Consider the following 24,223-nt stretch of genomic DNA (forward strand, 5'->3'; position numbering starts at 1 on the left):
TTGATATGGTACTGCGATTAGTCATTTAGTGTGTGAAGTGTACGATAGCGTACTGACCCAATTTGGCATGCGATGGCAAGCTAACTCTACAATATAAATAATTCGTTTTAAAAGGATAAAAAATGAAAATGCGTTATCCACTTATTGCACTATCCATCCTGATGGGGTCTGTCAGTTCCGCATATGCGCAAGTTGACATTGATGTTCAATTGCCTGGCATTAGTATAGATATTGATATGTCGTCCTACCCTGACTTGGTTCAGGTACCTGACTATCCGGTTTATTATAATCCCAGCGCTAACGCGAATTACTTCTTTTATGATGGCTTGTACTGGGTCTACCAACGCGATAATTGGTACGCCAGTAGTTGGTATAACGGCCCGTGGGAATTAACGCAGCCTGAATACGTGCCGCTTTATGTTTTGCGTGTCCCTGTGCGTTACTATCGCAGCCCGCCGGTCTACTTCCGTGGCTGGGTATACGATGCGCCGCCGCGTTGGGGCGATCATTGGGGCAACGATTGGGAATGGCGTCACCGCGGTTGGGATCACTGGGATCGTCGGGCAATTCCGCAGCCTGCGCCGCTACCGATTTATCAACGTCAATATTCTGGTAACCGCTATCCTAGAGCGGTAGAGCAACAGCATACAATTCTGGTACAAAACTATCGCTATCAACCGCGTGAAGCAATTACTCAGCAACGTTTTCAGCCACCACGCAATATGGGAAATCAAATGCCCGGTCAGGCACCCAACCAACGTGTTGAGCAGAACGCTAATCCCCGTATTGAACAAAACCAAAGGATGGCACCACCGCAACTACAGCAGCAAGCACCACAGCAACGTGTGGAACAAAACCAAAGGGTGGAACAAAACCAGCGTTTTGAGCAGCAACAACGCGCAGAGCAACAACAACGTACGGAGCAAAATCAGCGCCTTGAACAACAGCAACGAGCCGACCAACAGCGTGCAGAGCAACAACGTAATGAACAGCAACGTAATGAACAGCAACGAGCGGAACAACAGCAACGTGCAGAGCAGCAACGCATGGAGCAACAACCGCGTAACCAGCAGCAATTACGTTCGCCACAACAGCTGCAAACACAACCTCAGGCGATCAGGCCAGTGCAGCCAACGCAAGCAGCGCAACCACCAGCACCTGTGCAGGTACAACGCCCTCCCGAGCAGCGTGAAAACAGGAGCGAAGCGCCAAGAGAAAACAAATCTGAAAAAAGACCGGAAAATGAGCGAGGTCGGGATAATCGAAATGGTGAGCCGGATCGCCGTTGAATAACTACGGATTGAATCAGACCGTAATTTGAAAAAAGCCCCAGTTTATGCAGGGGCTTTTTTTTGCTTATTTTTTCAATTGGCGGATCAAAAAACTTGCTGCCAACGTCGGCTATTCAACTATTGACCACGTCAGTGTTTTTCAGGTCAGCTAGCGATAGCGTATGAAATACTCTTACTGGCTTATTTAATATACTCATCATTAGTATATTTAAGTTGTCCATAGAATCATTGGCTTAGAAGGTAATTTCTATAAAAATTATGGGGAGTATAGGTAATTTTTTGTCAAATCTGGATTGAATCCGTATTCAATCCAGATTCAATGCCGTTGCTAAAACTCTTCCCAGCCCTCAGTAGATTCAGTCTGCATAGATTTCTTTATTGGAGCTGGTTTTGCCGATGATTTAACGGCTAGCTTTTTCATAGTAGCTGGTTTTGCGCTTGATACTCTTTCCGGCGTTTTGCTGATTGCAGAGGTGGTATTGGTGGCTCTGGTCGATTTTGGCGCGCTGATGTTTGGCGTCACAGAAGCTGAGGCGCTACTGAGTTTAAATACGCTGACCGCATTGGTCAGGGCTGCGGCTTCTTCTTTCATGCTCTCGGCGGCGGCGGCGGCTTGCTCGACCAGTGCTGCATTTTGCTGTGTCATTTCATCCATCTGTGTGATGGCCTGGTTGACTTGTTCAATGCCAGAACTTTGCTCTTGGCTGGCCGCAGTGATCTCGGCCATGATGTCGGCGACATGGCGCACAGACTCGACGATTTCGCCCATAGTCTGGCCAGCCTGATCGACTAGTTTGCTACCATGATCAACTTTTTCTACTGAGTCACTGATCAGTTCTTTAATCTCTTTTGCAGCACCTGCGCTGCGCTGAGCAAGGTTGCGGACTTCTGATGCGACCACCGCAAAGCCGCGTCCTTGTTCACCAGCACGGGCAGCTTCTACGGCGGCGTTTAAAGCAAGGATATTGGTCTGGAATGCAATGCTGTCAATCACGCCAATAATGTCCACAATCTTGCGCGAGCTTTCTTTAATCGATCCCATGGTTTCAACCACTTGTCCCACCACTTCGCCGCCTTTGATCGCAACGCCACTGGCAGAAATGACTAATTGATTTGCCTGTCTGGCGTTGTCGGCATTCTGTTTGACGGTGGAGGTGAGCTCTTCCATTGAGGACGCGGTTTCCTCCAGTGATCCGGCCTGTGATTCGGTACGTGCAGACAGATCCGCATTGCCGGATGCGATTTCGCCTGATGCCGTGGCGATGGTTTCTGTGCTCCGGTGTACCTGGCCTATGGTCATCACCAGGCTATTGTTCATGTCGGCTAAGGCGCTGAGCAGTTGTCCGGTTTCGTCACGTGATTTGACTTGGATGCGGTGGGTTAAATCGCCTTCTGCCACCAGGCGCGCAACAGACACCGCTTCTCCCAACGGTCCGGTAATCGAGCGCGTAATCCAGATGGCAAAAAATATCCCAGCAATCAGACCAGCAAAACCCAGACTTAATACCAGCGTACGTGAGAAAGAAATATCCTCGGTGATTTGGACACCATTAACATCCATCTCTTTATTTTGTTCTTGAATAATCGTATTCAAATCAGTCAACAAAACCTCCAAGGCCGGGAAGGTCTGGTTACTCATCATCTTGGCAGCGTCATCACGCTGATCCAGCTCGATCAGGTCGGCAACTTTAGAAAACGACGCAACGAAGGCAGTACGGGAGACCAGCATTTTTGCCAATACATCCTTAGCGCTTTGGCTAGTCGCCAGTTTGGTCAGCTGGTCTGTCCACTCGACAATCTGTTTTTTATTTGCATCTATTGAGGCATATTGTTTTGCCCGTGCTGCCGGGTCGGACATGATAAATAATTCCATCGTCCGGCTACCGTTTTCCCGCATTTTGGCGTCAATTTTAAAAGCCAGTGCAGCACTTGGCCAGTTCTCGTTGACGATGTGTTTGTTCGCACTGCCGATGGAGGTTAAACGGATTGCGCTGATGGCGATCAGCAAGATCAGTACGATCATCAAAGAACCAAATCCAACCGCGAGGCGAGTACCGATTTTGAAGTTATTGAAGTTCATTGTTCTTCCTTTTGGCTCACCACAGCTAACAGTAGCGGTGGGAGTGGTTCGCTGGAATCAAAACACTTTAGACAGGCATGAGCGTGCAAATTGAGAGTACGGCTTCAGGTAAAGATTAAGGTAAAGATTGAATGCCAAGACTGACGCAAAACGGCTCTGGTGGCGTGAGTCTTAAATACAAAACTATGTTGCCACAGAATTTGCCTGATTAGATGTTGATTATGCTAAGTCGTGAAATTGATTCGAAACTTACACAAAAATTATATTAAATTCTGATGTGAAGTAAAGCTAGATTATTTACTTGCCGAGAGCAGATTGCTATCCAATAATGATCGACCTTAATATACTCCCCATTATTTTTATAAAAAATGCTTGATAGTCCAATTAATGTATGGACGACTAAAATATACTCAGTGAGTGTATGAAAAATGGAAATAATAAAGAAGAAAAAATAGGTAGAAATTCAAGGGAAAAATAGAGCCCGAATATCTTATCAAGCTGGATTGCGATACCGTCATTAGTTTGCATAAATGACATTCATGCAAGCTTGGCTAGGATACTCAAATCGGGGTTTTATCAGCACTGCCAGTGTAAAATGGTGCAACAAATTTTGCTGATACCAGTATGACTATTCATGCAGTGTCGGTTCAATCTTCTCAAAATACAAACGAAAAATACAGACGAATAAATTATGAAACTTGCGACCCTTAAAGATGGTTCTCGTGATGGTCAGTTATTGATTGTTTCACGCGATTTAAAAACTGCCATGATTGCCGATGGCATTGCGCCTACCTTGCAACGGGCTTTAGATGACTGGGGCTTTATTGCGCCGCAATTGGACGAGGCCTATGAACGCTTAAATGCGGGCAGGGCGGTGAATACGTTTGATTTTGATGCCGCTAATTGCATGGCACCTTTGCCGCGCGCTTTCCAGTGGGCAGATGGATCGTCTTATGTTAATCATGTGGAGTTGGTGCGTAAGGCACGTAATGCGGATATGCCAGATAGTTTTTGGCATGACCCTTTAATGTATCAGGGCGGGAGTGATGATTTTATTGGCCCCAAAGACGATATAGAAATGCTGTCAGAAGAGTGGGGCATCGATTTTGAAAGCGAGGTCGCTGTCATCACTGGCGACGTCCCGATGGGCGTCAAGGTGCAGCATGCAGCAGAGCATATCCGTTTGCTGATGCTGGTCAATGATGTCTCATTACGTAATTTGATTCCAGCGGAATTGGCGAAGGGATTTGGATTTTTTCAATCCAAACCTGCCTCAAGTTTTTCGCCAGTTGCGGTGACGCCAGATGAATTGGGCGATGCCTGGAAAGACGGCAAAGTGCATTTACCGTTGCGTTCGACCTTAAATGGCACGCTGGTTGGTCAGCCCAATGCGGGTGTTGATATGGTGTTCTCTTTCACCCAATTGATTACGCATTTATGCAAAACTCGCAAGGCACGTGCGGGCACGATCGTTGGCTCCGGTACGGTGTCGAATAAAGATGCCAGCAAAGGGTATAGCTGTATTGCCGAAAAACGTGCATTAGAAATGATCGCTGGCGGAGAACCGATTACGCCGTTTATGCAATTTGGTGACAGCATTAAAATTGAGATGCTGGATAAAAATGGTAAGTCGATTTTCGGCGCTATTGAGCAGAGTGTGGTCGAATACCATCGCTAAATATGCAGCATGAATATGTGATTTGAATATGCAACGTAAATAAGGCGGACAAATTAATTTGTCCGCCTTATTTATTTGTTCGCTCTATTGATTATTGTCTGCCAAGTTGGAAAAAGATATTTCTGGTACCCGCAGGTGCAACAGCAACACCCAGATAAATCGGCCCCATAAAACTATTAAATCCAACAAATACGCTGGCGCTTTTTCGCAATGAAGGGAAAGATATTTCACTGCGCGAATTCCAGACATTACCTGCCTCAAAAGAGGTACCTAAGAATAAATTCTGTCCCGCCATCTCAAATTTTACGGCGCGTAAAAGATACGTCACACTGCCATACAGCAGGTAATTGCCCGCAAACTGATCTGGCTGATAGGCCGATAATTGCTGGAAGCCGCCCAGCGTAGTGCCGATGCCGCGGATTTCTGTGTCGTTCTGGAATAAACCTGCACCGCTTAACTTTAAGTTGATGCTCTGATTGTCGATACTCTGCGCCCAGATGCTATCGAAAGTAAATTCCTGATAATTGCTACGACTTTTATCTACGCCGACAAACAGGCTGGAAGCCAGTTTATAACCATCGCGTGGGAAGGCAGAGTCACTTAATTGGTCAATCACAAATGAGCTTTTGAAACCCGCTTGTTGAAGATTTGCGCTAGGTAAGGGCTGAGACCCCAAGCTGCCATCGCTATTTTGAACTAATAAACCACCCAGCTTAGGACGAACGCGGTAGCGGGTGCCAGCGATACCGAAGCGGACTTCACCCAAGGTACCTAACTCACCTAATGGAATGCCGACATCCAGGCCGAGCTGGATTTTTTGCAGATTGTATTCAGCAATCCTAACATCATCGCTATACAGATTACGGGCATTTTGTCCCAGTTCAATATATGGCGACAGGTAGGAGCCTTCACGCTCAAAAATAGGTTGGCGCAATTCAGACCGAACGCGAATCAGACTGCCAAACTCTGCATCATTGCGCCACTCTAATCCGCTATCTGTCAGCCAAGGGCGGCGATGCCCGACTTGCAGACGGAATCCACCGGCACCTTCAAAGCCGCCAGATAGCGCTAACCCAAAACGTAAGAAATGCGGGCCCCAATTTCTGCCGTTAGCGTTGATCTGCACGCCGTACTCGCCATTACGTTGTATTAGCTGGTGGTTGATGCTATCAAATTCTCGGGTGATATTTAACACTGCTAATTTACGGTTGATCTCTTCGGCGTTATATTTGCTACCGATTTTGATGGATACCTGACGGCGGATATCCATTTCTGGTATCGCACCGTCAGTCACTACATCGACAAAAGCGATATCAATACTAGGTAAGGGCGGACGTAAGCGTGTTTGTTGTTTGGCCGCATACAGATGCGGTTCTAAACTTAATGACAGTAATTTTTCTTGGATGGCTTGCGCTGCATTTTGCCCAATCACGGATGCTTCGGCCGAGCGGCCAAAATCCATAAAACTGATCGACCCTAAATCAGGTTCGATCAAAATATCAGAGTCCTTTAGGCCCGCTTTTTGCATTTCTACATTTTGCTCAGTCAAGATATTGATCATCTGCTGACTGACATTAAACAAGCTTTGCAATTTATCGCGTGGTAGCAGCGGCGTACCAATATTGACAGCGATGACGATATCTGCCCCCATACTACGAGCGATATCTACTGGCAGATTGCGTACCAGACCACCATCAGTGAGCAAGCGGCCATTGACTTCTACCGGCGCAAAAACGCCGGGTGCGGCCATACTGGCACGTATCGCGGTGTAGAGTGGACCTTTGTCAAAGACCACCATTTTCCCGGATTCAAGATCGGTAGCAACTGCACGAAATGGGATTGGCAATTTATCAAAGTTGATATCAGGCTGAATATGCACAGTCCAGTTCTGCAATAACTCTAAAAATTGGGTTGCCTGCACCGCACCGCTAGGTAAACGCACTCCGCTGGCGCTCAGACCTAGTGTGGCTCCCAGCGGATATTGTGTATCTTCTTCTCGCAAGGCTTCTGGTAACATGCGCCTTTGCACCCGGTCCAGCGCAATATCGTCTAGCTTTAATGCTTGTAATCTTTGTTCGATCTCGGTTGCAGATAGTCCTGCTGCATACAGACCCCCAACTACCGCGCCCATGCTGGTACCGGCTATGCAGTCAATCGGTACATTCAGTTCTTCCAGCGCTTTAAGCACACCCACATGTGCAAAACCACGTGCGCCTCCGCCTGATAGAGCGACACAGATTTTGGGTGTTTTTGTAAGCGGTTTGGTGGTGGTGAGGCGCTCGGCGAGTGCGCTTTGACTAAAAAGCGAGGTCAAGCTGATCAGACAGACTACGGCAAGACAAAGTTTTTTTGCGGTTGGCATGGGATTGTTTTTGGAAATTAAGCAGAATTAGGCGGAGCGGACGAAATAGTACGATACCTAAGTTTGTATTGCATAGCTGCCGATCTGCTTGAATAGAATATATACTACGGTAAGCATTATTTTACTGCGCAAAAATGTCATTTAACTGCCAATTCACCCGTTTAGCAGACGTTTTGTAGCAAATCTCCCGATTTTTTTGCCGTTTTTTGCGCAAAAAATATGATCCGAAATACCAAGGTATATTCATGAACTTACACCAACTGCGCTTTGTTCGCGAAGCTGTCCGGCAAAATTTTAATCTGACCGAAGCCGCCAAAGCGCTGTTTACTTCACAACCTGGTGTTTCTAAAGCGATCATCGAATTAGAAGAAGAGTTAGGCGTCGATATCTTTACTCGTCACGGCAAGCGTATCCGTGGTTTGACCGAGCCTGGCCGTGAGGTATTGAAGTCAGTTGAGCTGATCATGCAAGAGATTGATGGTCTAAAACGCATCGGTAAAGAATATGCCGCTCAAGATACGGGGAGTTTTACGATTGCAACAACGCATACGCAAGCACGCTATGCCTTGCCAAAAGTAGTGCAGGCTTTTATGCAAAAATATCCCAAGGTCAGACTCTCGCTGTTGCAGGGTAATCCAAAGCAGATCGCAGAAATGGTGATGCGAGATCAGGCAGATCTGGCGATTGCGACCGAGGCAATTGCCGGGATTGATGGCTTGATCTCCTTCCCTTGTTATCAATGGGAGCATATGGTGGTGGTACCACCTGATCATCCTTTGCTCAAGACAAAAAATATTACGCTGGAAGAGATCGCTCATTTTCCGCTGATCACCTACGACAGTGCCTTTGCAGGCCGTAGCAAGATCGATCATGCTTTTGAAATACGCAGTTTAAAACCTGATATTTTGCTGGAGGCGATTGATGCCGATGTCATCAAAACCTATGTAGAACTGGGAATGGGTGTCGGTATTATTGCGGGTATGGCGTTTGATGCAGAGCGTGATAAAGATTTGCGTGCGATCCCGGTTGGACATTTATTTGGAATGAATGTGTCGCGTGTGGCAGTCAAGCAGGGTGCATATTTACGAAGTTATATCTACACCTTTATCGAACTGATGACGCCCACTTTAAACCGCAAGTTGATTGATCAGGTGATGCAAGGCGGTAAAGATACCTACGATTTATGAGCCACCAGTTGACTTCACGCTTACAGCCTTTAGCTACCTGGTCGCAGCATGAGCGCAAACAGATAAAAGGTATTCTGACCGATATTGACGATACCTTTACGACACACGGTAAACTAACGCTAGAAGCTTTAGATGCGATACAACGCGCCAGACAAGCAGGTTTAAAGGTGATTGCGGTAACGGGTCGGCCAACGTACTGGACTTTACCTTTATTGCGCTTATGTAGTTTTGATGCCGTGATTGCGGAAAATGGTGCTAGTGCTTTTTGGCTAGATCAGCATGGACGACAACAATCGATGTTCTATGTTGATGCCGCCACGCGACTTCAACACAAACAACAATTGCAGGCATTTGCGGTCACAATGACAGCACATTTCTCCAAAGTGCAGGTGGCGGAAGACGCCCCGCAACGGGTGGGCGATTTGGCATTTGATATCGGCGAATGTATTTCACCATTAGCGTTGGATGAGTTGAATCAGGTGGTTGCTCTGATCCGCTCAAACGGTTTGCACGCAACCACCAGCAACATCCATGCTCACGCATCGGTGACACCGTTTTCTAAACAAAGTATGAGCCAGCAGGTATTACAGGATGTATTTGGCGTCAGTGATGAACTGGCAAAGCAACAGTATGTATTTATTGGCGACTCTGCCAACGATGCCAGTATGTTTGCACATTATCCGCATGCGGTCGGCGTTGCTAATGTGCGTAAATATGTAGACCGGTTTGACGCGCATCCTGCTTATATTACCGAGCAAGAATACGGCGCAGGATTTGTAGAATTAATTAATACCCTATTGAACTGAAAGAAAAATATGCGCGACTATTACGCACAAAGAGCGAAGAATTACGACACCATTTACGCCAAACCAGAGCGTCAAAACGATCTGCAAGAATTGGCCGAACGGGTCAGTGTAGTACTAGAGAATCACACAGTATTAGAGGTCGCTTGCGGCACCGGTTATTGGACCGAGCGTTTTGCAACCAGCGCACAATCAGTCTTGGCAACGGATATCAATCAGATCATGCTGGATATTGCTCAAACTAAAAATCTACCTGAAGGCAAAGTCAAATTTGCGATTGCTGATGCGTTTGATTTACCTCAGGGTGACTATAGCGCTTGCTTTGCGGGCTTTTGGTGGTCGCATGTAAAAAAAGAAGAGCAGGCTGATTTTTTGAAAAAGCTACGCGCTAAAGTCGGACAAGATTGTGTTTTGGTATTGATCGACAATAATCATGTCGAAGGCAGCAGTCTGCCAATTGCCCGCACCGATAGCGAGGGCAACACTTACCAACAGCGCATGCAAGAAGATGGCACTCGTGTAGATATCGTGAAAAATTTTCCAACGGATAGTTTTATGCGCAAAAAATTTGCTTCATTTGCTAAAGATATCCGCATACGCCGGAACGATTATTTTTGGATGCTGACTTGTGTGCTGCGGTAGTTAAATTTTAGTGATGATCTGCTGACGAATAAAAATCTTAATCACTATATTGACCTTGTGTGATTATTTATGTCACCTACTGCCATGGGTCATAAGTCCCTATATTCCACAAGTGACCTTCCAGATCGAAGAAGCTAAAGCCTCTGCCACCGTATTCTTCATCTTTAATATCGATGACAATACGTGCTCCGACTTTGATCGCTTTGGCATAGATTGCATCTGCGTCGCGGACTACGATATAAGTTGATTGCGTTTGCGCACCGCCTAGCTCATCCGGTTGCTTTATCAATTGGCCGTAGGCGTTGTTATCGTTGATATCCTTATTCGCCGAACCCAGCATGATCATGCTGCGTCCCAGCGTGAGCTGAGCGTGGGCGATACGGCCGTCATCTTGCGGGACTACCAGATGTTTGCTCAATCCAATAACTTCACAAAGCCATTCAATTGCTACGACCGCATCGCGGTAACGCAGGCAGGGGATGATGGCACTATTTTTTTCTTCAGTTATTTCTTCGGTCGTTTTGCGGGCCATTTTGTTGATCATTTTGTTCTCTGTCATGGTAAATTGCGCAAGGTTTTAATTTTCAATTTCTTCTAGGAGATTTTCAATGGATTTACAAGGATGTACCGATGCGATTCGTGCAAAAGTAGGTGATGATAGCGGCTTAAATGCCTTATTGAAATTTGATTGCGGTAACGATGGTGTTGTATTTGTTGAGGCAGTTACCGTGCCGAATAAGGTCAGCAACGATAACCTGGATGCAACTTGCACTGTGACACTCGCTTTAGAAAGTCTGAGTGCCATGTTGACCGGAGAATTAAATCCTGTAAATGGCTTTATGTCTGGCAAGCTCAAAGTCACTGGCGATATGAGTGTGGCAATGCGCTTGCAAAAAGTGCTGTAACGCTTGCCGTTTAGTTTTTTTAAGTTCAAAAAAGGATGTCCAATAATAATGCGGCTTTCCAGTCAATATCTGGCCAGAAGCCGCATTATTATTGGACATCTTATTTAGAAAACTTCTTCGTCATTCAGACATTCATTTACACCAGAGATACCGCACCTAATACCAAGGCAGAACTGCCGTCGGGGTATAGCGCGTCGTAGCATCGGGTGCAGCAGTCGCAAAACAAATGGGCGCGCTTGACGTGACGAAAGCGTAGTATCAGTTGTAACGCTACGCCGTTGCAATGAGGGCAAACTTCGCGCATGGTGCCGGATGATTGCGCATCGTCAGACAAATAGCCTTGCTCTAGCATGACACCATCAATCACATCGCGCGGATCAATTTCTATCAGGGTAAAAAATGGTGCTCTGGTTCCTCTGCGCTCGTTGTAGGATAAGCTGTCTTCAGATTGCATGTAGGATGGTGAACTAATCATTTTTTTGCTCCTTTGGAAACAATTGCTAGTGATCTGATAGCGATTGATGAAAATGTTGCCTGAGCTTTTAATCTAGTCAAGATTACTGGATAAGACAAGGAGTCATCAGGTAAATAAGCATCCTTCAGGATTTAACAGGTGGAGAATGAGCGATACAGAACAAGGTTTTCAGGTACATCTGCTAAAGCAAGATTTGGTCTTTCCGATAAGATCGTCGATGAGTGTATTAGAGGCCGCACAACTTGCTGGTATCAGCTTGCCTAGTTCATGTCGAAATGGTACTTGCCGTGCTTGCCTTTGCCATATGCTAAGCGGTAGCGTCGATTATCGTATTGAATGGCCTGGATTGTCGTTTGATGAGAAATCAGATGGTGCGATTTTGCCCTGCGTGGCGCAGGCAAGATCTGATCTTGTACTGAATGTGACGTATGCAGTTTCGGTTGCAGGTCATACAGATAGTTAGTTGGCTATGAATGCCGTCAGCCAGATAGTCTGGCCAACGGCATGCTGTAATTATCAGATGTAATTACATTGTTTAGAGATTGCTACCGCGACCTACTGTTTGGCCTGTTGCGTTTGTCCAGCATCATAAGCGCATGGAGTTACTTTGTTGTCAGTCCGGTTCCAGCATGAGGTTTGCGCATCGACAACTGGATGTGGGATTCCGTCTTCATCAATTTTTGCTAAACGCGTATCCCAAGCCTGTACACCTTGACGATTGACATGCAATCGCACTACCCAACCTTTTGTTTGCGCCTCGTTGTCTAGCGCATCAATCATAAAATTTCCTATGCTATAAATGATAGGCTTGCCTTGGTAGTGTTCCACGTCTTGTATTACATGTGGATGACCACCGATTACGGCATCCGCACCGGCTTTAATCATGATGTGAGCCAACTTACGCTGACGATCACCTGCAAGTAACTCGTTTTCCCAACCCCAATGCATAAATGGGATGACCAGATCAGCTTTGTAAACAGATCGTGCTTTGCGTATATCATCTACAACTTGTTCATCCTCGCTCCACGCAATACCCGCAGCTTTGGCATCCGCTTCAAAACTACGTGGCATAAATTCGTTATAAGCGAGGAAAGCGATACGTAATCCTTTGCGTTCTATAATTAATGGCGTATGTGCTTCGTGTAAATTTTGGCCACCACCAAAATGCGGTATCTTCTGCTGGTCAAGCAGCCCCAGCATTTCGCTAAATGCCTCCCTGCCAAAATCACCAGAGTGATTATTAGCAATGCCGACGGCATCAAAGTGACGTTTTAAGACAGCAAGACTGCGTGGATGTGCACGGAAATTGAAATTTTTATCTACTGGGTTGCCAACAGTGGCGACTACACATTCAAGATTGCCAATACGTATATCGGCATTCGCCAGAATAGGGGCGAAATCTGCAAATGGATCGCGCCCGTCTTCAATCATTTTCCCCGGTTTGCCATCGAGAACAATGTCACCTGCAAATAAGATACTGACCAGCCCGTCTTCTGGGCTTTTATCTTTAGCCCAGCATGGATTACAAAACGCTAAGCCAGCAACCATAGCGAAAAAAATATGAACGCTACGCATCATGGCTTTGCTCCTTGCAGTGTGCAGTGGTACTGCAATTCACGTTCCACTTCACCCGCATACAGGCTGTTAAGCGGGGTTAGCGGGGTAGGTGAGTCAGAATAGCTAAATGGCGGTAAATAGGTCGCTTGGTGAATAGGCACATCATAGTGGCGCCCTTGGAAGTACACATACAACTTGATGTAATCAATCGGTTTTGCATTCGGAAGCTTCGCTCCGACCATCACTGCTTTAAACAAAAAGCGACCACCGATATCAACCGACTCCACGGCGTAAGGATCACTCACCGACTTTGTCTCCACTATTTGGGTGCTACCTGCATAAGTGACTTCACAACGTAAAACTGGTGTTGCCATCGCGACATCGCAGCAAAAAAATAATCCAGCCGCTAATAAAACGGGAAAGCTCTTCTTTAAAATCTTTGCTGAATTGAAGTGTTCGGAATGGTTGGGGCTTGAGCTTGATAGCATTATTGATTTGATCTGATCGAAGATTGGTAACAGGAAGAAAGCGTGCAGATTTGCTTTGAGTAATCGCTATAGTCTAACGAATTTTACTTTCCCTTAGTATTAGTTTTGGATTGCAAGCAATTTAAGTATCCAACGTCGGAGCGCCGCACTTATTGTGTATAAAAGCATTTTTTGTGTTGCTGCCATCAATTTATTTTACTTTGTCTAAAATTTGTAGGTATAATCAAATAATCGTTGAGATTCTAGGTGGTAGTGCAGTATCAGTCTGTCATTTCTTCTTGGTTGAAACGATTTACCGGGCATTCGCCCACATTAACTGAAATAGGAAATTGTAATGGCAACAGGTATTGTAAAATGGTTCAATGATTCTAAAGGTTTTGGTTTCATTACTCCAGACGAAGGCGGCGAAGATTTGTTCGCTCATTTCTCAGCGATCGTATCATCCGGCTTCAAATCTTTGAAAGAAAACCAACGTGTTTCTTTCGACGTAACAACTGGCCCAAAAGGCAAACAAGCTTCTAACATTCAAGGCATCTAATCTCTGATTAGAACGCTGAATGTGACTTGTTAAAGTCGTTAAGTAAAAATCCTCGACATGTCGGGGATTTTTTTCGTCTTGTTAAAAATCTCCGACTTTCATCGCCGCTTTTCATTCTTATCTCATTTTGTTGTCAGGTCTTGTGCCAATAGTTTGGTTTGCTATACGCATGACGTAAGAAATCAACGAAGGCTCGTATTCGCAGTGGTAAATGACGGCGTTGCGCAAAAATAGCGTAGATATCATTGCCCGGTGCAGTGAAATCATCGAGCACGGTAACCAATTTGCCGGACTCAATTTCTGTACCGACTTCCCACATCGAGCGCCAAGCCAGGCCTTTGCCTGCGAGTGCCCAATCATGCAATACCTCGCCATCATTACAAACCATATTGCCATCGACTTTAAGGACGACATTTTTCCCGTTTTGCCGAAATGTCCATCCACGCTGGCTGCCATCATTATTAAAAGCCAGGCAGTTATGATGGCTTAATTCATCCAAAGACATGGGCGCACCAAATCGCTTGATATAGGCGGGGGAGGCGACAACTACCCGTTTATTGTCGGCTAATTTAACCCCGATCAAATTGGAATCTGTTAACGATGCGATACGTATCGCAACATCAACACCTTCGCCGATCAAATCTACCACCCGGTCATTCAGGCTGAGGGTCAGCTTAACATCTCTGTGTTCGCTTAAAAAAGAAGGTACCAGCGGTGCGACATGTTGCCGGCCAAATCCTGCAGGCGCAGAGATCGTCAGTTGTCCGCTGGCTCGTGCACTGCGTTCGGATACCGATGTCTCGGCTTCCTCCAGCTCTGCTAATATCCGCTGGCAATCCTCTAAAAACGCAGCACCCTCATTGGTCAATGCGATTTTACGGGTGGTTCTTTGCAATAATTTGACGCTTAGGCGCTCTTCTAATGCATCCAGTCGACGACCTATCATCGCTGGTGCAACGCCTTCTGCCCGAGCTGCAGCGGACAGGCTACCGCGTGTTGCGACTTCTGCAAATGTGGAGATTTGTTTGAATTGATCCATGTGATCGCCATTAAAAATGAGTGATTACTAAGCCACGATGCGTAGTCATATATGACAAATATAAATGATGTTTGAGGGTTTTGTCATTTATCTTTAACTAAAACGCAAAGATAAAATGATAAAACATCTTGTTTATTCAGGTTTTTGCTGAATATACTTTGCATCCAGATCTCGACTTTTACTTTAATCAACGGAGAAACGCATGACACAAATCAAATTGCCAACCGGTATGGAAATCAAGGGCGAAATCAAACCAGGCTTTGAGCAAATCCTGACCTTGGAAGCCCTGGAGTTAGTCGCTAAACTGAGCCGTGCATTTGAGCCGCGTCGCCAAGAATTGCTGGCCGCACGCGCCGCACGGGTGCTGCGTTTAGATGCTGGTGAATTGCCAGATTTTTTACCAGAAACCAAACACATCCGCGAAGGTAACTGGAAGATCGCCCCTATTCCTAAAGCTCTGGAGTGCCGCCGGGTTGAAATCACCGGGCCGGTAGAGCGCAAGATGGTGATCAACGCACTGAATTCCGGTGCCGACAGTTACATGACGGACTTTGAAGATTCCAATACGCCAAACTGGGACAACCAGATCAGTGGCCAGATCAATATGCGCGACGCCGTGCGCCGCACGATCAGCTTGGAACAAAATGGTAAAAGCTACAAACTCAACGATGCGATTGCGAACTTGGTAGTGCGTGCCCGCGGCTGGCACTTGGACGAAAAACATGTGTTGGTTGACGGCAAACGCATCTCCGGCGGTATTTTTGATTTCGCCCTGTTTTTGTTCCATAACGCCAAAGAACAATTAGCTCGCGGCGCTGGTCCTTACTTTTATTTGCCAAAATTAGAGTCCCATTTAGAAGCGCGTTTGTGGAACGATATTTTTGTTATGGCACAAAACGAGATCGGTTTGCCACAAGGCACGATCAAGGCAACCGTATTAATTGAAACCATCGTTGCTGCATTTGAGATGGATGAGATTTTGTACGAATTGCGTGAGCACAGTGCAGGTTTAAACGCAGGTCGCTGGGATTACATTTTTTCTTGCATTAAAAAATTCAAGAATGACAAAAATTTCTGCCTCGCAGATCGCGCTAAAGTCACTATGACAGCCCCGTTTATGCGCTCTTATGCATTGTTGTTGCTGAAAACTTGCCACAAACGCAATGCACCGGCAATCGGCGGCATGGCAGCGTTGATTCCGATCAAAAACGATCCGGCAAAAAATGATGTTGCAATGGGCGGCGTACGAGTTGATAAAGCGCGCGATGCTACTGATGGTTACGACGGCGGCTGGGTTGCTCATCCAGGTTTGGTTGAACTGGCGATGACCGAGTTCAAAAAAGTATTGGGCGACGCTCCAAATCAAATTTCTAAACAGCGTCCTGATATTGAAGTTACTGCCAAAGACTTGCTCAACTTCCAACCAGAAACACCAATCACCGAAGCTGGTTTGCGTTACAACATCAACGTCGGTATTCATTACCTTGGCGCCTGGCTGGCTGGCAACGGTTGTGTGCCAATCCATAACTTGATGGAAGATGCCGCTACTGCTGAAATCAGTCGTTCACAAGTTTGGCAGTGGATACGCTCCAGCAAAGGCGTGTTCGAAGACGGCACAAAAATCACCGCTGATATGGTGCGCGCGATGATTCCCGAAGAACTGGCCAAAGTGAAGGACTTGGTCGGCTCCGGTGCAAGCTATGACCGCGCTGCGACGATTTTTGAAGAGATGTCGACTTCAGATTCGTTTGCAGAATTTTTGACCTTGCCGTTGTACGAAGAGATTTAAATTGCTCGCAGCGGGAGTTTCGTTGCGTCAAAATTGATCAAAAAAGTAGTTATTCAGCTACCTAAAAACGACCCGTAAGTTATACGGGTCGTTTTTTTATTTTAAACAATATAAAAATATACTCCCCATAAAATCCTCAATAAATCCTTTAATGTCCAATGATTATATGGATTATTAATATATACATGCCCGGAGTATATTTTAATCGATTATGAATTAGTTCAGCGTTTGTAGAAAAAACAAGCAAGATTGATATCCAGTATCTCTGCCTTAGTCCGATAGCTGCGAACTCTCTGCCATCTTTCATAATTTGCTAAAGAAGTTTAAATCTCAGAAAAAATCAGCAGGAGATGACAAATTTTAACAATAAGGCAAGTTTAATTTGTTATATTTATGCCCACTGTGTTTGCCTGGCAATTCTTCAACTGGCGAATGCATGACGATTGATGGTAAATCCCTCTTCATAGAAAAGTGAGTATAAAAATGAAACAATATGGCGCGGAGTTTTTTGGGACTTTCTGGCTGGTCTTAGGTGGTTGTGGTAGTGCCGTGTTGGCGGCAACGTTTCCCGGTGTTGGCATTGGTTTGCATGGCGTATCGCTGGCTTTTGGCTTGACGGTATTAACTATGGCATATGCGATTGGTCATATTTCAGGGTGTCACTTAAATCCAGCGGTATCGATAGGTTTGTGGGTTGGTGGCCGTTTTCCTGCGAATAAATTGCTGCCTTATATCGTGGCACAAGTGTTGGGTGGTATCGTTGCCGGTGGAGTTTTATATCTGATCGCCAGTGGTAAGCCAGGTTTTGATGTATCTGCCGGTTTTGCCTCTAACGGCTTTGGCGAGCACTCGCCAGGCGGCTATTCTTTGCAAGCAGCCTGGCTGACCGAGGCTGTGATGACGATGATGTTTTTGGTGATCATCATGGGCGCTACGGATGCGCGCGCGCCAAAAGGTTTTGCGCCGATTGCGATAGGTTTGGGGCTGACACTGATTCATCTGATCAGCATTCCGGTCACGAATACCTCGGTCAATCCAGCGCGCAGCACTGGCGTGGCGATTTATGTCGGCGGCTGGGCGATCCAGCAACTATGGTTGTTCTGGGTTGCACCGATTGTTGGTGCAGTGATCGGCGCGGTGACTTATAAAATGATCGCTGGCGATAGTAAATAAGCGGATTAAGATCATTTGGCTTAACGCCGCATTAATGCCGTATTGATGCCATATCATTGCTGCATTGCATTTTGATAGCCATCACTTGCTGATCAAAACTAAGCAAGGTTCTTGAGTAGTTTGTTTTATCTTTATGGTGCAATGCGCCATGAAATAATTGCATGCTATTCTTGAGCCTTCTTTTATTTCAGATATCACCATGCCTGAACAATTTATCAGTAGTACCGACGTGATTATCAACACTGAGCGGTGGTTAGAAAAGGCAGTGATCGGCCTGAATTTATGCCCTTTTGCCAAAGCAGTGCAGGTCAAACAGCAAATCCGCTTTACCGTGAGCGAAGCGCACACGCCCGAGGAATTGTTAAAAGAACTGATCAACGAATTAGAGCTGTTAGCAGAAGCCAATCCTGAAAAAATTGAGACCAGCTTGCTGATTCATCCTTATGTGTTGACTGACTTTTTAGACTATAACGACTTTCTCGATGTGGCTGACGCCGCACTGCATGAACTGAATCTGGAAGGCATCATCCAAATTGCCAGCTTCCATCCAGATTACCAATTTGCCGATACCGAATCTGACGATATTGAGAATTTTACGAATCGCTCACCGTATCCAACACTGCATTTATTGCGAGAAGAAAGCATCGACAAAGCGGTTGAGGCTTTCCCCGACGCAGACGCGATTTATGAAAAAAATATTCAAACGATGCGCGACTTAGGTCATGAAGGCTGGCGCAAATTATTTTCTGCTTATCGTAAAAAATGATTTGTCCGGTAATAATTGATGATCTTCGGCATTGATCTGCAATCTTTTTTTTATATCGATATGCGTAAAAGTAATTTGTCTCGTTCGTTTTTTTGATTGAATCAGGTTAATCATTTAACTCGGTTTATTTAGTATACTGGGTTGGTGTATATAGTTATTTTTCATCGTCCTCCATTAAAATATTGGAGGATAGCTAGGTGATTTTATATACTCCCTGTATTCTTCGTTATTAGAGAGTTAAATCAATTCTGTCTTTACATCAGATGCCGAGATTAATTTCAGCTAGCTTGGTGGTTTTGTAAACACTCTGATCAAATTTTCATATCTCAATCTACATCAGGCCAGATAGTATCGCTGGATCTGCTTAAAAAATAGGCAGGTCAGGCTTGTTATTTTGCGTAGCAGCATGTAGAGTAAAGGGTTGTTTTTCCGCATTTTTCACCCTTTAGGTTTTTATCTATGGCTCTAATCGTCCACAAATACGGCGGTACTTCGATGGGTTCGACAGAACGCATCAAGAACGTCGCCAAGCGCGTCGCCAAATGGCATGATGCAGGCCACCAGATTGTTGTGGTGCCGTCCGCCATGTCTGGTGAGACCAACCGCATTATCGGCCTCGCCAAAGAAATTATGGATCAACCTGATCCGCGCGAACTCGATATGATCGCCTCTACCGGCGAACAAGTTTCTGTGGGTCTGCTGGCGATGGCGTTGCAAGCCATCGGCAAGCAAGCAGTATCTTATGCTGGCTGGCAAGTCGCGATTAAAACCGACTCTGCACACACAAAAGCACGCATTGCATCGATTGACGACACCAAGGTGCGCGCTGATCTGGACGCGGGCAAGATTGTCATCATCACCGGTTTCCAGGGTGTTGACGAAAAAGGCGATATTACGACGCTGGGACGCGGCGGCTCTGATACCTCTGCCGTTGCAGTTGCCGCAGCCCTCAAAGCCCAAGAGTGCCTGATTTATACCGACGTCGATGGCGTCTACACCACCGACCCGCGCGTGGTGTCGGATGCCCGCCGTCTGAATACAGTCACGTTTGAAGAAATGTTAGAAATGGCATCGCTCGGTTCTAAAGTGCTGCAAATTCGCTCAGTCGAATTTGCCGGTAACTACCGCATGCCAACCCGTGTTTTGTCTTCATTGACAGACCCATTAATTCCGCTGGAAGAAGAAATGAATTCCGGCACCCTGATTTCGTTTGAGGAAGACACCAACATGGAACAAGCAACCATCACCGGCATCGCGTTTAATCGTGATGAGGCAAAAATTACCGTTTTCGGTGTGCCGGACAAACCAGGCATCGCCTACCAAATCCTGGGTCCGATTGCGGATGCCAATATCGAAGTGGATATGATTATCCAGAACCAATCGGTAGACGGCAAAACTGACTTCACTTTCACCGTGCCGCGTGGCGAATACGCCAAGGCCATGTCGGTATTAGAAGCAAGCGTTAAAGCTCACATCGGCGCAGGCAGCATCATTGGTGACCCAAAAGTGTCTAAAGTGTCCGTCGTCGGTGTCGGTATGCGCAGCCACGTTGGCATTGCTTCGCAAATGTTCCGCACTTTGTCGGAAGAGAGCATCAATATTCAAATGATCTCTACGTCAGAAATCAAGATCTCAGTTTTGATCGACGAGAAATACATGGAATTAGCAGTACGTTCGCTACATAAAGCATTCGGTTTGGAATCTGCGTAAAAAAATAGTCCTTGTTTGGTTCTAGTGGTTGACCAAATGAAAGCTAGCGGCTATTATCTCGGTCTCTATTGTGATTGAGTTAAAGAGTTGCAATAGTGTGGAGGCGTGGCCGAGTGGCCGAAGGCACTTCCCTGCTAAGGAAGCATATGGGCTTAAACCTGTATCGTGAGTTCGAATCTCACCGCCTCCGCCAAAGAATATGTGCCCACTTAACGAGAGTTAAGTGGGCATTTTTCTTTTTGGCTTTCTGGTGTGCCATTCGGTATACCATCTCGTGTTGGAACGCGTTCGACGATTTTTGCAATCAAACTGAGCTTTTGGTTACATCGGCAGTAAATACAAAGAAATAATCTTGAATAAGTGCTGGTAGGACATCATTAAATACTCTGCAGTATTTTCTCTAGAGAATAACTGAAAACATACAAAGGATAGCGCCATGAAAATTCGAAATTACGTAATGGTCGCTATCTTATTTTGCATATTCGGAGGTGTGATATTCGGGATTGCCGGGCAGAAGGCGGAGAGGGGGATTCGTTTGAAAATTGATCCAATTACGAAATTTATGTTCTCACCCGAAATTAATTATTTTTCTACCAAGGCGTATATAAGCACTAATGAAGTGTTGGGGGGGGGGGGCCAAATAGGAAAAGCGGGGAAATTTTATGGTGGGCCCCCAATGGATGGTGTTTGTATGTTTTTTTTTTGTATTTTTTGTTTATTTTTTTTTACCCACGGGTTATTATACCCACTATTGATTGGGGGGCCCCCAAAAAATATTCCCCGGGGGGTAATTTTTGCGGCCGCGCCAACAGTGATGAGCTTCTTACAGTTTTTTGCTTTAAATTTAGATCTTTATTATTAATACTCCTGGTAGGTATATCTAAGCTATCCTTAGATTAATTGGACATTAGGAGGAGTTTTCATAAAAATATTGGGGAGTATATGACTTCTCATGTTGTTTTTATATAAATCACGCATCAGCGTACAGAGTCTTTCTCATTGTAGTCATTCAACATTACAACAAAAAAATCTATGTCAATTCTTGTCCCTATGTCATCTGATGCTTTTACGCGTTATGTCGAAAGCGCCATCATTTCTTATGCACAGCAAAATATAAAATCAGGTCGCTGGCCCGTAGAAACCGCGATGACGCAGTCACGTGTTGAGCACGAAAAGTTGCTGCCTCAGGGATTGCAGACGCCGGACAACTATTTGTTTGAAATCCGTGGCATCAGCGGCAATAGTGACTTCACTGTCGGCACACTTTGGCTGGCAGTGATTGAAAAAGGTGGCGTGCGCAGTGCGTATATTTACAATATCGAAGTAGCTGAGTCGTATCGCCGCCAAGGGCACGCAAAACGGGCGTTTGCTGCGCTGGAGTTATTTGTTCGCTCGTTAGGGTTGTCTGTCATAGGTTTGCATGTATTTGCGTTCAATAGTGGTGCTCAAGCTTTGTATGCCTCGCTTGGTTATGAAGTCACTGGTATTAACATGCAAAAGCAAATACCGTTGACTGATTGAATTGGTGCTGGCCCGCTATTAATCTCTCTTAACCGCGTCGCTAAAGCATCTACTAATAACGAATTCATAGCTATAAAACACCTTCCTCATCACGCACTTCAAATTTTTACATCTCGTTTACACCCCTCCTAGCAGTCTTTACAAAATCTTTAGACCCCTCTGGCTATCCTTCCGGTTGTTAAAACTAACTACGTGGAAACATGATGAGCGATCTTCTGGATATTTTTTATGTCGGCGGCATTTTGATCTTTTTTATATTGGTCGCTTTGTTCGCCAACGTTTGTAACAAGTTGGGAGAAACGAAATGAGTATGTTCACTATTTTAGGCGCAGTCGTAGCTGCTGCCTTGTTGGTGTATTTGGTGATTGCATTGTTGAAAGCAGAGGAACTGTGATGACGACTCAGGCGATTGTCTTATTGCTGACATTTTTAGCAATATTGTTGGTGTTGTCCTATCCGCTAGGAAGTTTCATTGCCAAATTAGCGGGTAATGGTCGTGTTCCCGGTTTTGGCTGGTTGTCTGGCTTGGAAAAAGTCTTGTATCGTGCTGCTGGTGTTAATCCAGAGCAGGGCATGGGTTGGAAAACCTACGCGTTTGCGTTGTTGGTGTTCAACACACTGGGCGCGCTGGCGGTGTACTTGCTGCAACGTGTGCAGCAATGGTTGCCGTTGAATCCACAAGGTTTTGCCAATATCAGTCCTGATTCCGCATTTAATACAGCAGTGAGTTTTGTCAGTAACACCAACTGGCAAGGTTACTCAGGCGAATCTGCTATGAGCTATCTGACTCAGATGCTGGTTTTGGTAGGACAAAACTTCTTTTCCGCCGCGACTGGTATTGCGGTTGTATTTGCGTTGATCCGCGGTTTTTCACATCATTCAGTTAAAGCCATCGGTAACTTCTGGGTCGATATCACTCGCACGACTTTGTACTTGTTATTGCCATTGTCTGTGATCTTCGCTGTGTTCCTGATGGGGCAGGGCGTGATCCAAAACTTTGATGGTTACAAAGATGCGACTTTGCTTGATCCGGTCACTTACAGCCAGCCCAAAGTCGGCGCTGATGGTCAGCCTTTAAAAGATGCACAAGGTGCGCCAGTAATGGAAACCTTGACGACTAAAACCCAAACGATTGCAATGGGTCCAGTAGCGTCGCAAGAATCAATCAAAATGATCGGCACGAATGGTGGCGGCTTCTTCAATGCCAACTCAGCCCATCCTTATGAGAATCCAAACTATCTGACGAACTTTGCACAGATGTTGAGTATTTTCTTGATTCCAGCGGCATTATGTTTTGCTTTTGGTCGCATGGTTGGTGATATTCGCCAAGGCTGGGCGGTACTGGGCGCCATGACAATTTTGTTTGTCGTGATGACGATCGGTGTATTGATGGCAGAGCAGCAAATCCATCCGCTAATGCAAGCCTTGAATGTTGATCAGGTGACGAGTGTGCTGCAATCCGGCGGCAATATGGAAGGTAAAGAAACTCGCTTCGGTATCAGTGCCTCTGCCTTGTTTGCAGCAATTACGACTGCAGCATCTTGCGGTGCTGTAAATGCGATGCATGATTCTTTAATGCCACTCGGTGGTCTGGTACCTATCGTCCTGATGCAGTTTGGTGAAGTAGTGTTTGGCGGTGTTGGTTCTGGTTTGTACGGCATGTTGATTTTCGCAATCCTGGCAGTGTTTATCGCTGGCTTGATGATTGGACGCACACCAGAATATCTGGGCAAAAAAATCCAGTCTTATGAAATGAAAATGACCGCGATCGTGATCTTGGTGACGCCAGCATTGGTATTGGTTGGTACTGCGATTGCAGTGATGGCAGATGCAGGCAAAGCTGGTATTGCCAATCCTGGTGCGCATGGTTTCTCTGAGATGCTGTATGCCTTTACCTCCGCTGCAAATAACAACGGTAGTGCGTTTGCTGGTTTGTCTGCCAACACACCGTTCTACAACATCATGTTGGCGATTGCGATGTGGTTTGGTCGCTTTGCGATGATCGTGCCTATCTTGGCGATCGCTGGTTCTCTGGCAGCTAAAAAACGTTTGGAAGTGAACGCAGGCACCATGCCGACCCATGGCTGGATGTTTATCTCGTTGCTGGTTGGTACGGTGGTGTTGATTAGCGTCTTGAATTATGTTCCGGCATTGGCGCTTGGACCGGTTGTCGAACATCTGCAATTGTTCGCGGCTCATTAAGTTCACTAAGGAAAAA

General features: G+C 45.8%; 23 protein-coding genes and 1 tRNA gene. 17 read left to right on the forward strand and 7 right to left on the reverse strand.

The window, feature by feature from the left end:
- Positions 1-122 precede the first annotated feature (122 nt).
- Positions 123-1,289: a hypothetical protein gene (locus tag AAKU64_RS02535; protein WP_354330483.1), complete on the forward strand. Its 1,167-nt coding sequence runs from the start codon at positions 123-125 to the stop codon at positions 1,287-1,289.
- Between the two features lie 331 nt (positions 1,290-1,620).
- Here the strand turns inward: AAKU64_RS02535 and AAKU64_RS02540 are convergent, their stop codons facing one another.
- Positions 1,621-3,372 carry a methyl-accepting chemotaxis protein gene (locus AAKU64_RS02540; protein WP_354330481.1) on the reverse strand — a complete coding sequence of 584 codons (1,752 nt, stop codon included), beginning with the start codon at positions 3,370-3,372 and terminating at the stop codon, positions 1,621-1,623.
- Positions 3,373-4,063: 691 nt separating this feature from the next.
- Here AAKU64_RS02540 and AAKU64_RS02545 point away from each other — a divergent pair.
- Positions 4,064-5,050, forward strand: coding sequence for a fumarylacetoacetate hydrolase family protein (locus AAKU64_RS02545; RefSeq protein WP_354330479.1), 987 nt, complete (start codon positions 4,064-4,066; stop codon positions 5,048-5,050).
- Between the two features lie 91 nt (positions 5,051-5,141).
- Here the strand turns inward: AAKU64_RS02545 and AAKU64_RS02550 are convergent, their stop codons facing one another.
- Positions 5,142-7,412 carry a patatin-like phospholipase family protein gene (locus tag AAKU64_RS02550; protein WP_354330477.1) on the reverse strand — a complete coding sequence of 757 codons (2,271 nt, stop codon included), beginning with the start codon at positions 7,410-7,412 and terminating at the stop codon, positions 5,142-5,144.
- A 245-nt stretch (positions 7,413-7,657) separates the two neighbouring features.
- Between AAKU64_RS02550 and AAKU64_RS02555 the strand changes: the two genes are divergently transcribed.
- From AAKU64_RS02555 to AAKU64_RS02565, 3 genes are read left to right on the forward strand one after another with little or no spacing between them, the layout of a single operon-like run.
- Positions 7,658-8,599, forward strand: coding sequence for a CysB family HTH-type transcriptional regulator (locus AAKU64_RS02555; RefSeq protein ID WP_354330475.1), 942 nt, complete (start codon positions 7,658-7,660; stop codon positions 8,597-8,599).
- Positions 8,596-9,405, forward strand: coding sequence for an HAD family hydrolase (locus AAKU64_RS02560; protein WP_354330474.1), 810 nt, complete (start codon positions 8,596-8,598; stop codon positions 9,403-9,405). The genes AAKU64_RS02555 and AAKU64_RS02560 overlap by 4 nt, the downstream gene beginning before the upstream one ends.
- 9 nt (positions 9,406-9,414) lie before the next feature.
- Positions 9,415-10,044 (forward strand): class I SAM-dependent methyltransferase, encoded by a 630-nt coding sequence (locus tag AAKU64_RS02565; RefSeq protein WP_354330472.1) that lies wholly within the window; start codon positions 9,415-9,417, stop codon positions 10,042-10,044.
- Positions 10,045-10,120: 76 nt separating this feature from the next.
- On the opposite strand, the gene AAKU64_RS02570 is transcribed toward AAKU64_RS02565, so the two are convergent.
- Complete coding sequence (locus tag AAKU64_RS02570; protein WP_354330470.1) at positions 10,121-10,588, reverse strand: VOC family protein; 468 nt, start codon at positions 10,586-10,588, stop codon at positions 10,121-10,123.
- A 64-nt stretch (positions 10,589-10,652) separates the two neighbouring features.
- On the opposite strand from AAKU64_RS02570, the gene AAKU64_RS02575 reads away from it, so the two are divergent.
- Positions 10,653-10,949: an SCP2 sterol-binding domain-containing protein gene (locus AAKU64_RS02575; protein WP_354361315.1), complete on the forward strand. Its 297-nt coding sequence runs from the start codon at positions 10,653-10,655 to the stop codon at positions 10,947-10,949.
- 136 nt (positions 10,950-11,085) lie between these two features.
- On the opposite strand, the gene AAKU64_RS02580 is transcribed toward AAKU64_RS02575, so the two are convergent.
- Positions 11,086-11,424: a hypothetical protein gene (locus AAKU64_RS02580; protein WP_323492583.1), complete on the reverse strand. Its 339-nt coding sequence runs from the start codon at positions 11,422-11,424 to the stop codon at positions 11,086-11,088.
- A 145-nt stretch (positions 11,425-11,569) separates the two neighbouring features.
- Between AAKU64_RS02580 and AAKU64_RS02585 the strand changes: the two genes are divergently transcribed.
- A complete protein-coding gene (locus tag AAKU64_RS02585) occupies positions 11,570-11,887 on the forward strand; it encodes a 2Fe-2S iron-sulfur cluster-binding protein (RefSeq protein ID WP_354330468.1) in 318 nt (105 codons plus the stop codon).
- Positions 11,888-11,979: 92 nt separating this feature from the next.
- Here the strand turns inward: AAKU64_RS02585 and AAKU64_RS02590 are convergent, their stop codons facing one another.
- Both AAKU64_RS02590 and AAKU64_RS02595 read right to left on the reverse strand, forming a co-directional pair.
- Positions 11,980-13,002 (reverse strand): CapA family protein, encoded by a 1,023-nt coding sequence (locus AAKU64_RS02590; RefSeq protein WP_354330466.1) that lies wholly within the window; start codon positions 13,000-13,002, stop codon positions 11,980-11,982.
- A complete protein-coding gene (locus AAKU64_RS02595) occupies positions 12,999-13,355 on the reverse strand; it encodes a hypothetical protein (RefSeq protein ID WP_354330464.1) in 357 nt (118 codons plus the stop codon). The genes AAKU64_RS02590 and AAKU64_RS02595 overlap by 4 nt, the downstream gene beginning before the upstream one ends.
- A 448-nt stretch (positions 13,356-13,803) precedes the next feature.
- Between AAKU64_RS02595 and AAKU64_RS02600 the strand changes: the two genes are divergently transcribed.
- Entirely contained in the window at positions 13,804-14,007 is a 204-nt protein-coding gene (locus tag AAKU64_RS02600; protein ID WP_322118507.1) for a cold-shock protein, read from the forward strand.
- 133 nt (positions 14,008-14,140) lie between these two features.
- On the opposite strand, the gene AAKU64_RS02605 is transcribed toward AAKU64_RS02600, so the two are convergent.
- Positions 14,141-15,046, reverse strand: a complete 906-nt coding sequence (locus AAKU64_RS02605) for a LysR family transcriptional regulator (RefSeq protein WP_354330462.1) — start codon at positions 15,044-15,046, stop codon at positions 14,141-14,143.
- A gap of 202 nt (positions 15,047-15,248) precedes the next feature.
- Between AAKU64_RS02605 and aceB the strand changes: the two genes are divergently transcribed.
- The 9 genes from aceB (at position 15,249) to kdpA (ending at position 24,207) form a co-directional block, all read left to right on the forward strand.
- Positions 15,249-16,835, forward strand: a complete 1,587-nt coding sequence (gene aceB / locus AAKU64_RS02610) for a malate synthase A (protein ID WP_354361317.1) — start codon at positions 15,249-15,251, stop codon at positions 16,833-16,835.
- A gap of 483 nt (positions 16,836-17,318) precedes the next feature.
- Positions 17,319-18,008 (forward strand): aquaporin Z, encoded by a 690-nt coding sequence (gene aqpZ, locus AAKU64_RS02615; protein WP_323492576.1) that lies wholly within the window; start codon positions 17,319-17,321, stop codon positions 18,006-18,008.
- 199 nt (positions 18,009-18,207) lie between these two features.
- Positions 18,208-18,774: a DUF1415 domain-containing protein gene (locus tag AAKU64_RS02620; protein WP_354330458.1), complete on the forward strand. Its 567-nt coding sequence runs from the start codon at positions 18,208-18,210 to the stop codon at positions 18,772-18,774.
- 459 nt (positions 18,775-19,233) lie between these two features.
- Positions 19,234-20,484 (forward strand): aspartate kinase, encoded by a 1,251-nt coding sequence (locus AAKU64_RS02625; protein WP_354330457.1) that lies wholly within the window; start codon positions 19,234-19,236, stop codon positions 20,482-20,484.
- A gap of 99 nt (positions 20,485-20,583) precedes the next feature.
- Positions 20,584-20,677: transfer RNA gene (locus tag AAKU64_RS02630), tRNA-Ser, on the forward strand.
- Positions 20,678-20,920: 243 nt separating this feature from the next.
- Positions 20,921-21,346, forward strand: coding sequence for a hypothetical protein (locus AAKU64_RS02635; RefSeq protein ID WP_354361319.1), 426 nt, complete (start codon positions 20,921-20,923; stop codon positions 21,344-21,346).
- A gap of 170 nt (positions 21,347-21,516) precedes the next feature.
- The gene (locus AAKU64_RS02640) at positions 21,517-22,005 is read left to right on the forward strand and encodes a GNAT family N-acetyltransferase (protein ID WP_354361321.1); all 489 of its coding nucleotides are present in this window, start codon (positions 21,517-21,519) and stop codon (positions 22,003-22,005) included.
- Positions 22,006-22,309: 304 nt separating this feature from the next.
- Complete coding sequence (kdpF, locus tag AAKU64_RS02645) at positions 22,310-22,399, forward strand: K(+)-transporting ATPase subunit F (RefSeq protein ID WP_322118514.1); 90 nt, start codon at positions 22,310-22,312, stop codon at positions 22,397-22,399.
- Positions 22,399-24,207 (forward strand): potassium-transporting ATPase subunit KdpA, encoded by a 1,809-nt coding sequence (gene kdpA / locus AAKU64_RS02650; RefSeq protein ID WP_354361323.1) that lies wholly within the window; start codon positions 22,399-22,401, stop codon positions 24,205-24,207. Before kdpF ends, kdpA begins: the two co-directional genes overlap by 1 nt.
- The last annotated feature ends 16 nt before the right edge of the window (positions 24,208-24,223 follow it).

Origin of the sequence: Undibacterium sp. GrIS 1.8 (genome assembly GCF_040544445.1) — a bacterium.
Classification (GTDB): Bacteria; Pseudomonadota; Gammaproteobacteria; order Burkholderiales; family Burkholderiaceae_D; genus Undibacterium.

What these genes read in the sequence shown, in the direction of transcription:
- AAKU64_RS02620 (WP_354330458.1), top strand. Translation starts at nt 18,208, where the DNA reads ATGCCTGAACAATTTATCAGTAGTACCGACGTGATTATCAACACTGAG.
- AAKU64_RS02640 (WP_354361321.1), top strand. Translation starts at nt 21,517, where the DNA reads ATGTCAATTCTTGTCCCTATGTCATCTGATGCTTTTACGCGTTATGTC.
- AAKU64_RS02605 (WP_354330462.1), bottom strand. Translation starts at nt 15,046, where the DNA reads ATGGATCAATTCAAACAAATCTCCACATTTGCAGAAGTCGCAACACGC.
- AAKU64_RS02540 (WP_354330481.1), bottom strand. Translation starts at nt 3,372, where the DNA reads ATGAACTTCAATAACTTCAAAATCGGTACTCGCCTCGCGGTTGGATTT.
- AAKU64_RS02565 (WP_354330472.1), top strand. Translation starts at nt 9,415, where the DNA reads ATGCGCGACTATTACGCACAAAGAGCGAAGAATTACGACACCATTTAC.
- AAKU64_RS02550 (WP_354330477.1), bottom strand. Translation starts at nt 7,412, where the DNA reads ATGCCAACCGCAAAAAAACTTTGTCTTGCCGTAGTCTGTCTGATCAGC.
- aqpZ (WP_323492576.1), top strand. Translation starts at nt 17,319, where the DNA reads ATGAAACAATATGGCGCGGAGTTTTTTGGGACTTTCTGGCTGGTCTTA.
- AAKU64_RS02555 (WP_354330475.1), top strand. Translation starts at nt 7,658, where the DNA reads ATGAACTTACACCAACTGCGCTTTGTTCGCGAAGCTGTCCGGCAAAAT.
- AAKU64_RS02535 (WP_354330483.1), top strand. Translation starts at nt 123, where the DNA reads ATGAAAATGCGTTATCCACTTATTGCACTATCCATCCTGATGGGGTCT.
- AAKU64_RS02545 (WP_354330479.1), top strand. Translation starts at nt 4,064, where the DNA reads ATGAAACTTGCGACCCTTAAAGATGGTTCTCGTGATGGTCAGTTATTG.
- AAKU64_RS02575 (WP_354361315.1), top strand. Translation starts at nt 10,653, where the DNA reads ATGGATTTACAAGGATGTACCGATGCGATTCGTGCAAAAGTAGGTGAT.
- AAKU64_RS02635 (WP_354361319.1), top strand. Translation starts at nt 20,921, where the DNA reads ATGAAAATTCGAAATTACGTAATGGTCGCTATCTTATTTTGCATATTC.
- AAKU64_RS02560 (WP_354330474.1), top strand. Translation starts at nt 8,596, where the DNA reads ATGAGCCACCAGTTGACTTCACGCTTACAGCCTTTAGCTACCTGGTCG.
- AAKU64_RS02590 (WP_354330466.1), bottom strand. Translation starts at nt 13,002, where the DNA reads ATGATGCGTAGCGTTCATATTTTTTTCGCTATGGTTGCTGGCTTAGCG.
- AAKU64_RS02600 (WP_322118507.1), top strand. Translation starts at nt 13,804, where the DNA reads ATGGCAACAGGTATTGTAAAATGGTTCAATGATTCTAAAGGTTTTGGT.
- AAKU64_RS02580 (WP_323492583.1), bottom strand. Translation starts at nt 11,424, where the DNA reads ATGATTAGTTCACCATCCTACATGCAATCTGAAGACAGCTTATCCTAC.
- AAKU64_RS02625 (WP_354330457.1), top strand. Translation starts at nt 19,234, where the DNA reads ATGGCTCTAATCGTCCACAAATACGGCGGTACTTCGATGGGTTCGACA.
- AAKU64_RS02595 (WP_354330464.1), bottom strand. Translation starts at nt 13,355, where the DNA reads ATGGCAACACCAGTTTTACGTTGTGAAGTCACTTATGCAGGTAGCACC.
- kdpA (WP_354361323.1), top strand. Translation starts at nt 22,399, where the DNA reads ATGACGACTCAGGCGATTGTCTTATTGCTGACATTTTTAGCAATATTG.
- AAKU64_RS02585 (WP_354330468.1), top strand. Translation starts at nt 11,570, where the DNA reads ATGAGCGATACAGAACAAGGTTTTCAGGTACATCTGCTAAAGCAAGAT.
- aceB (WP_354361317.1), top strand. Translation starts at nt 15,249, where the DNA reads ATGACACAAATCAAATTGCCAACCGGTATGGAAATCAAGGGCGAAATC.
- kdpF (WP_322118514.1), top strand. Translation starts at nt 22,310, where the DNA reads ATGAGTATGTTCACTATTTTAGGCGCAGTCGTAGCTGCTGCCTTGTTG.
- AAKU64_RS02570 (WP_354330470.1), bottom strand. Translation starts at nt 10,588, where the DNA reads ATGATCAACAAAATGGCCCGCAAAACGACCGAAGAAATAACTGAAGAA.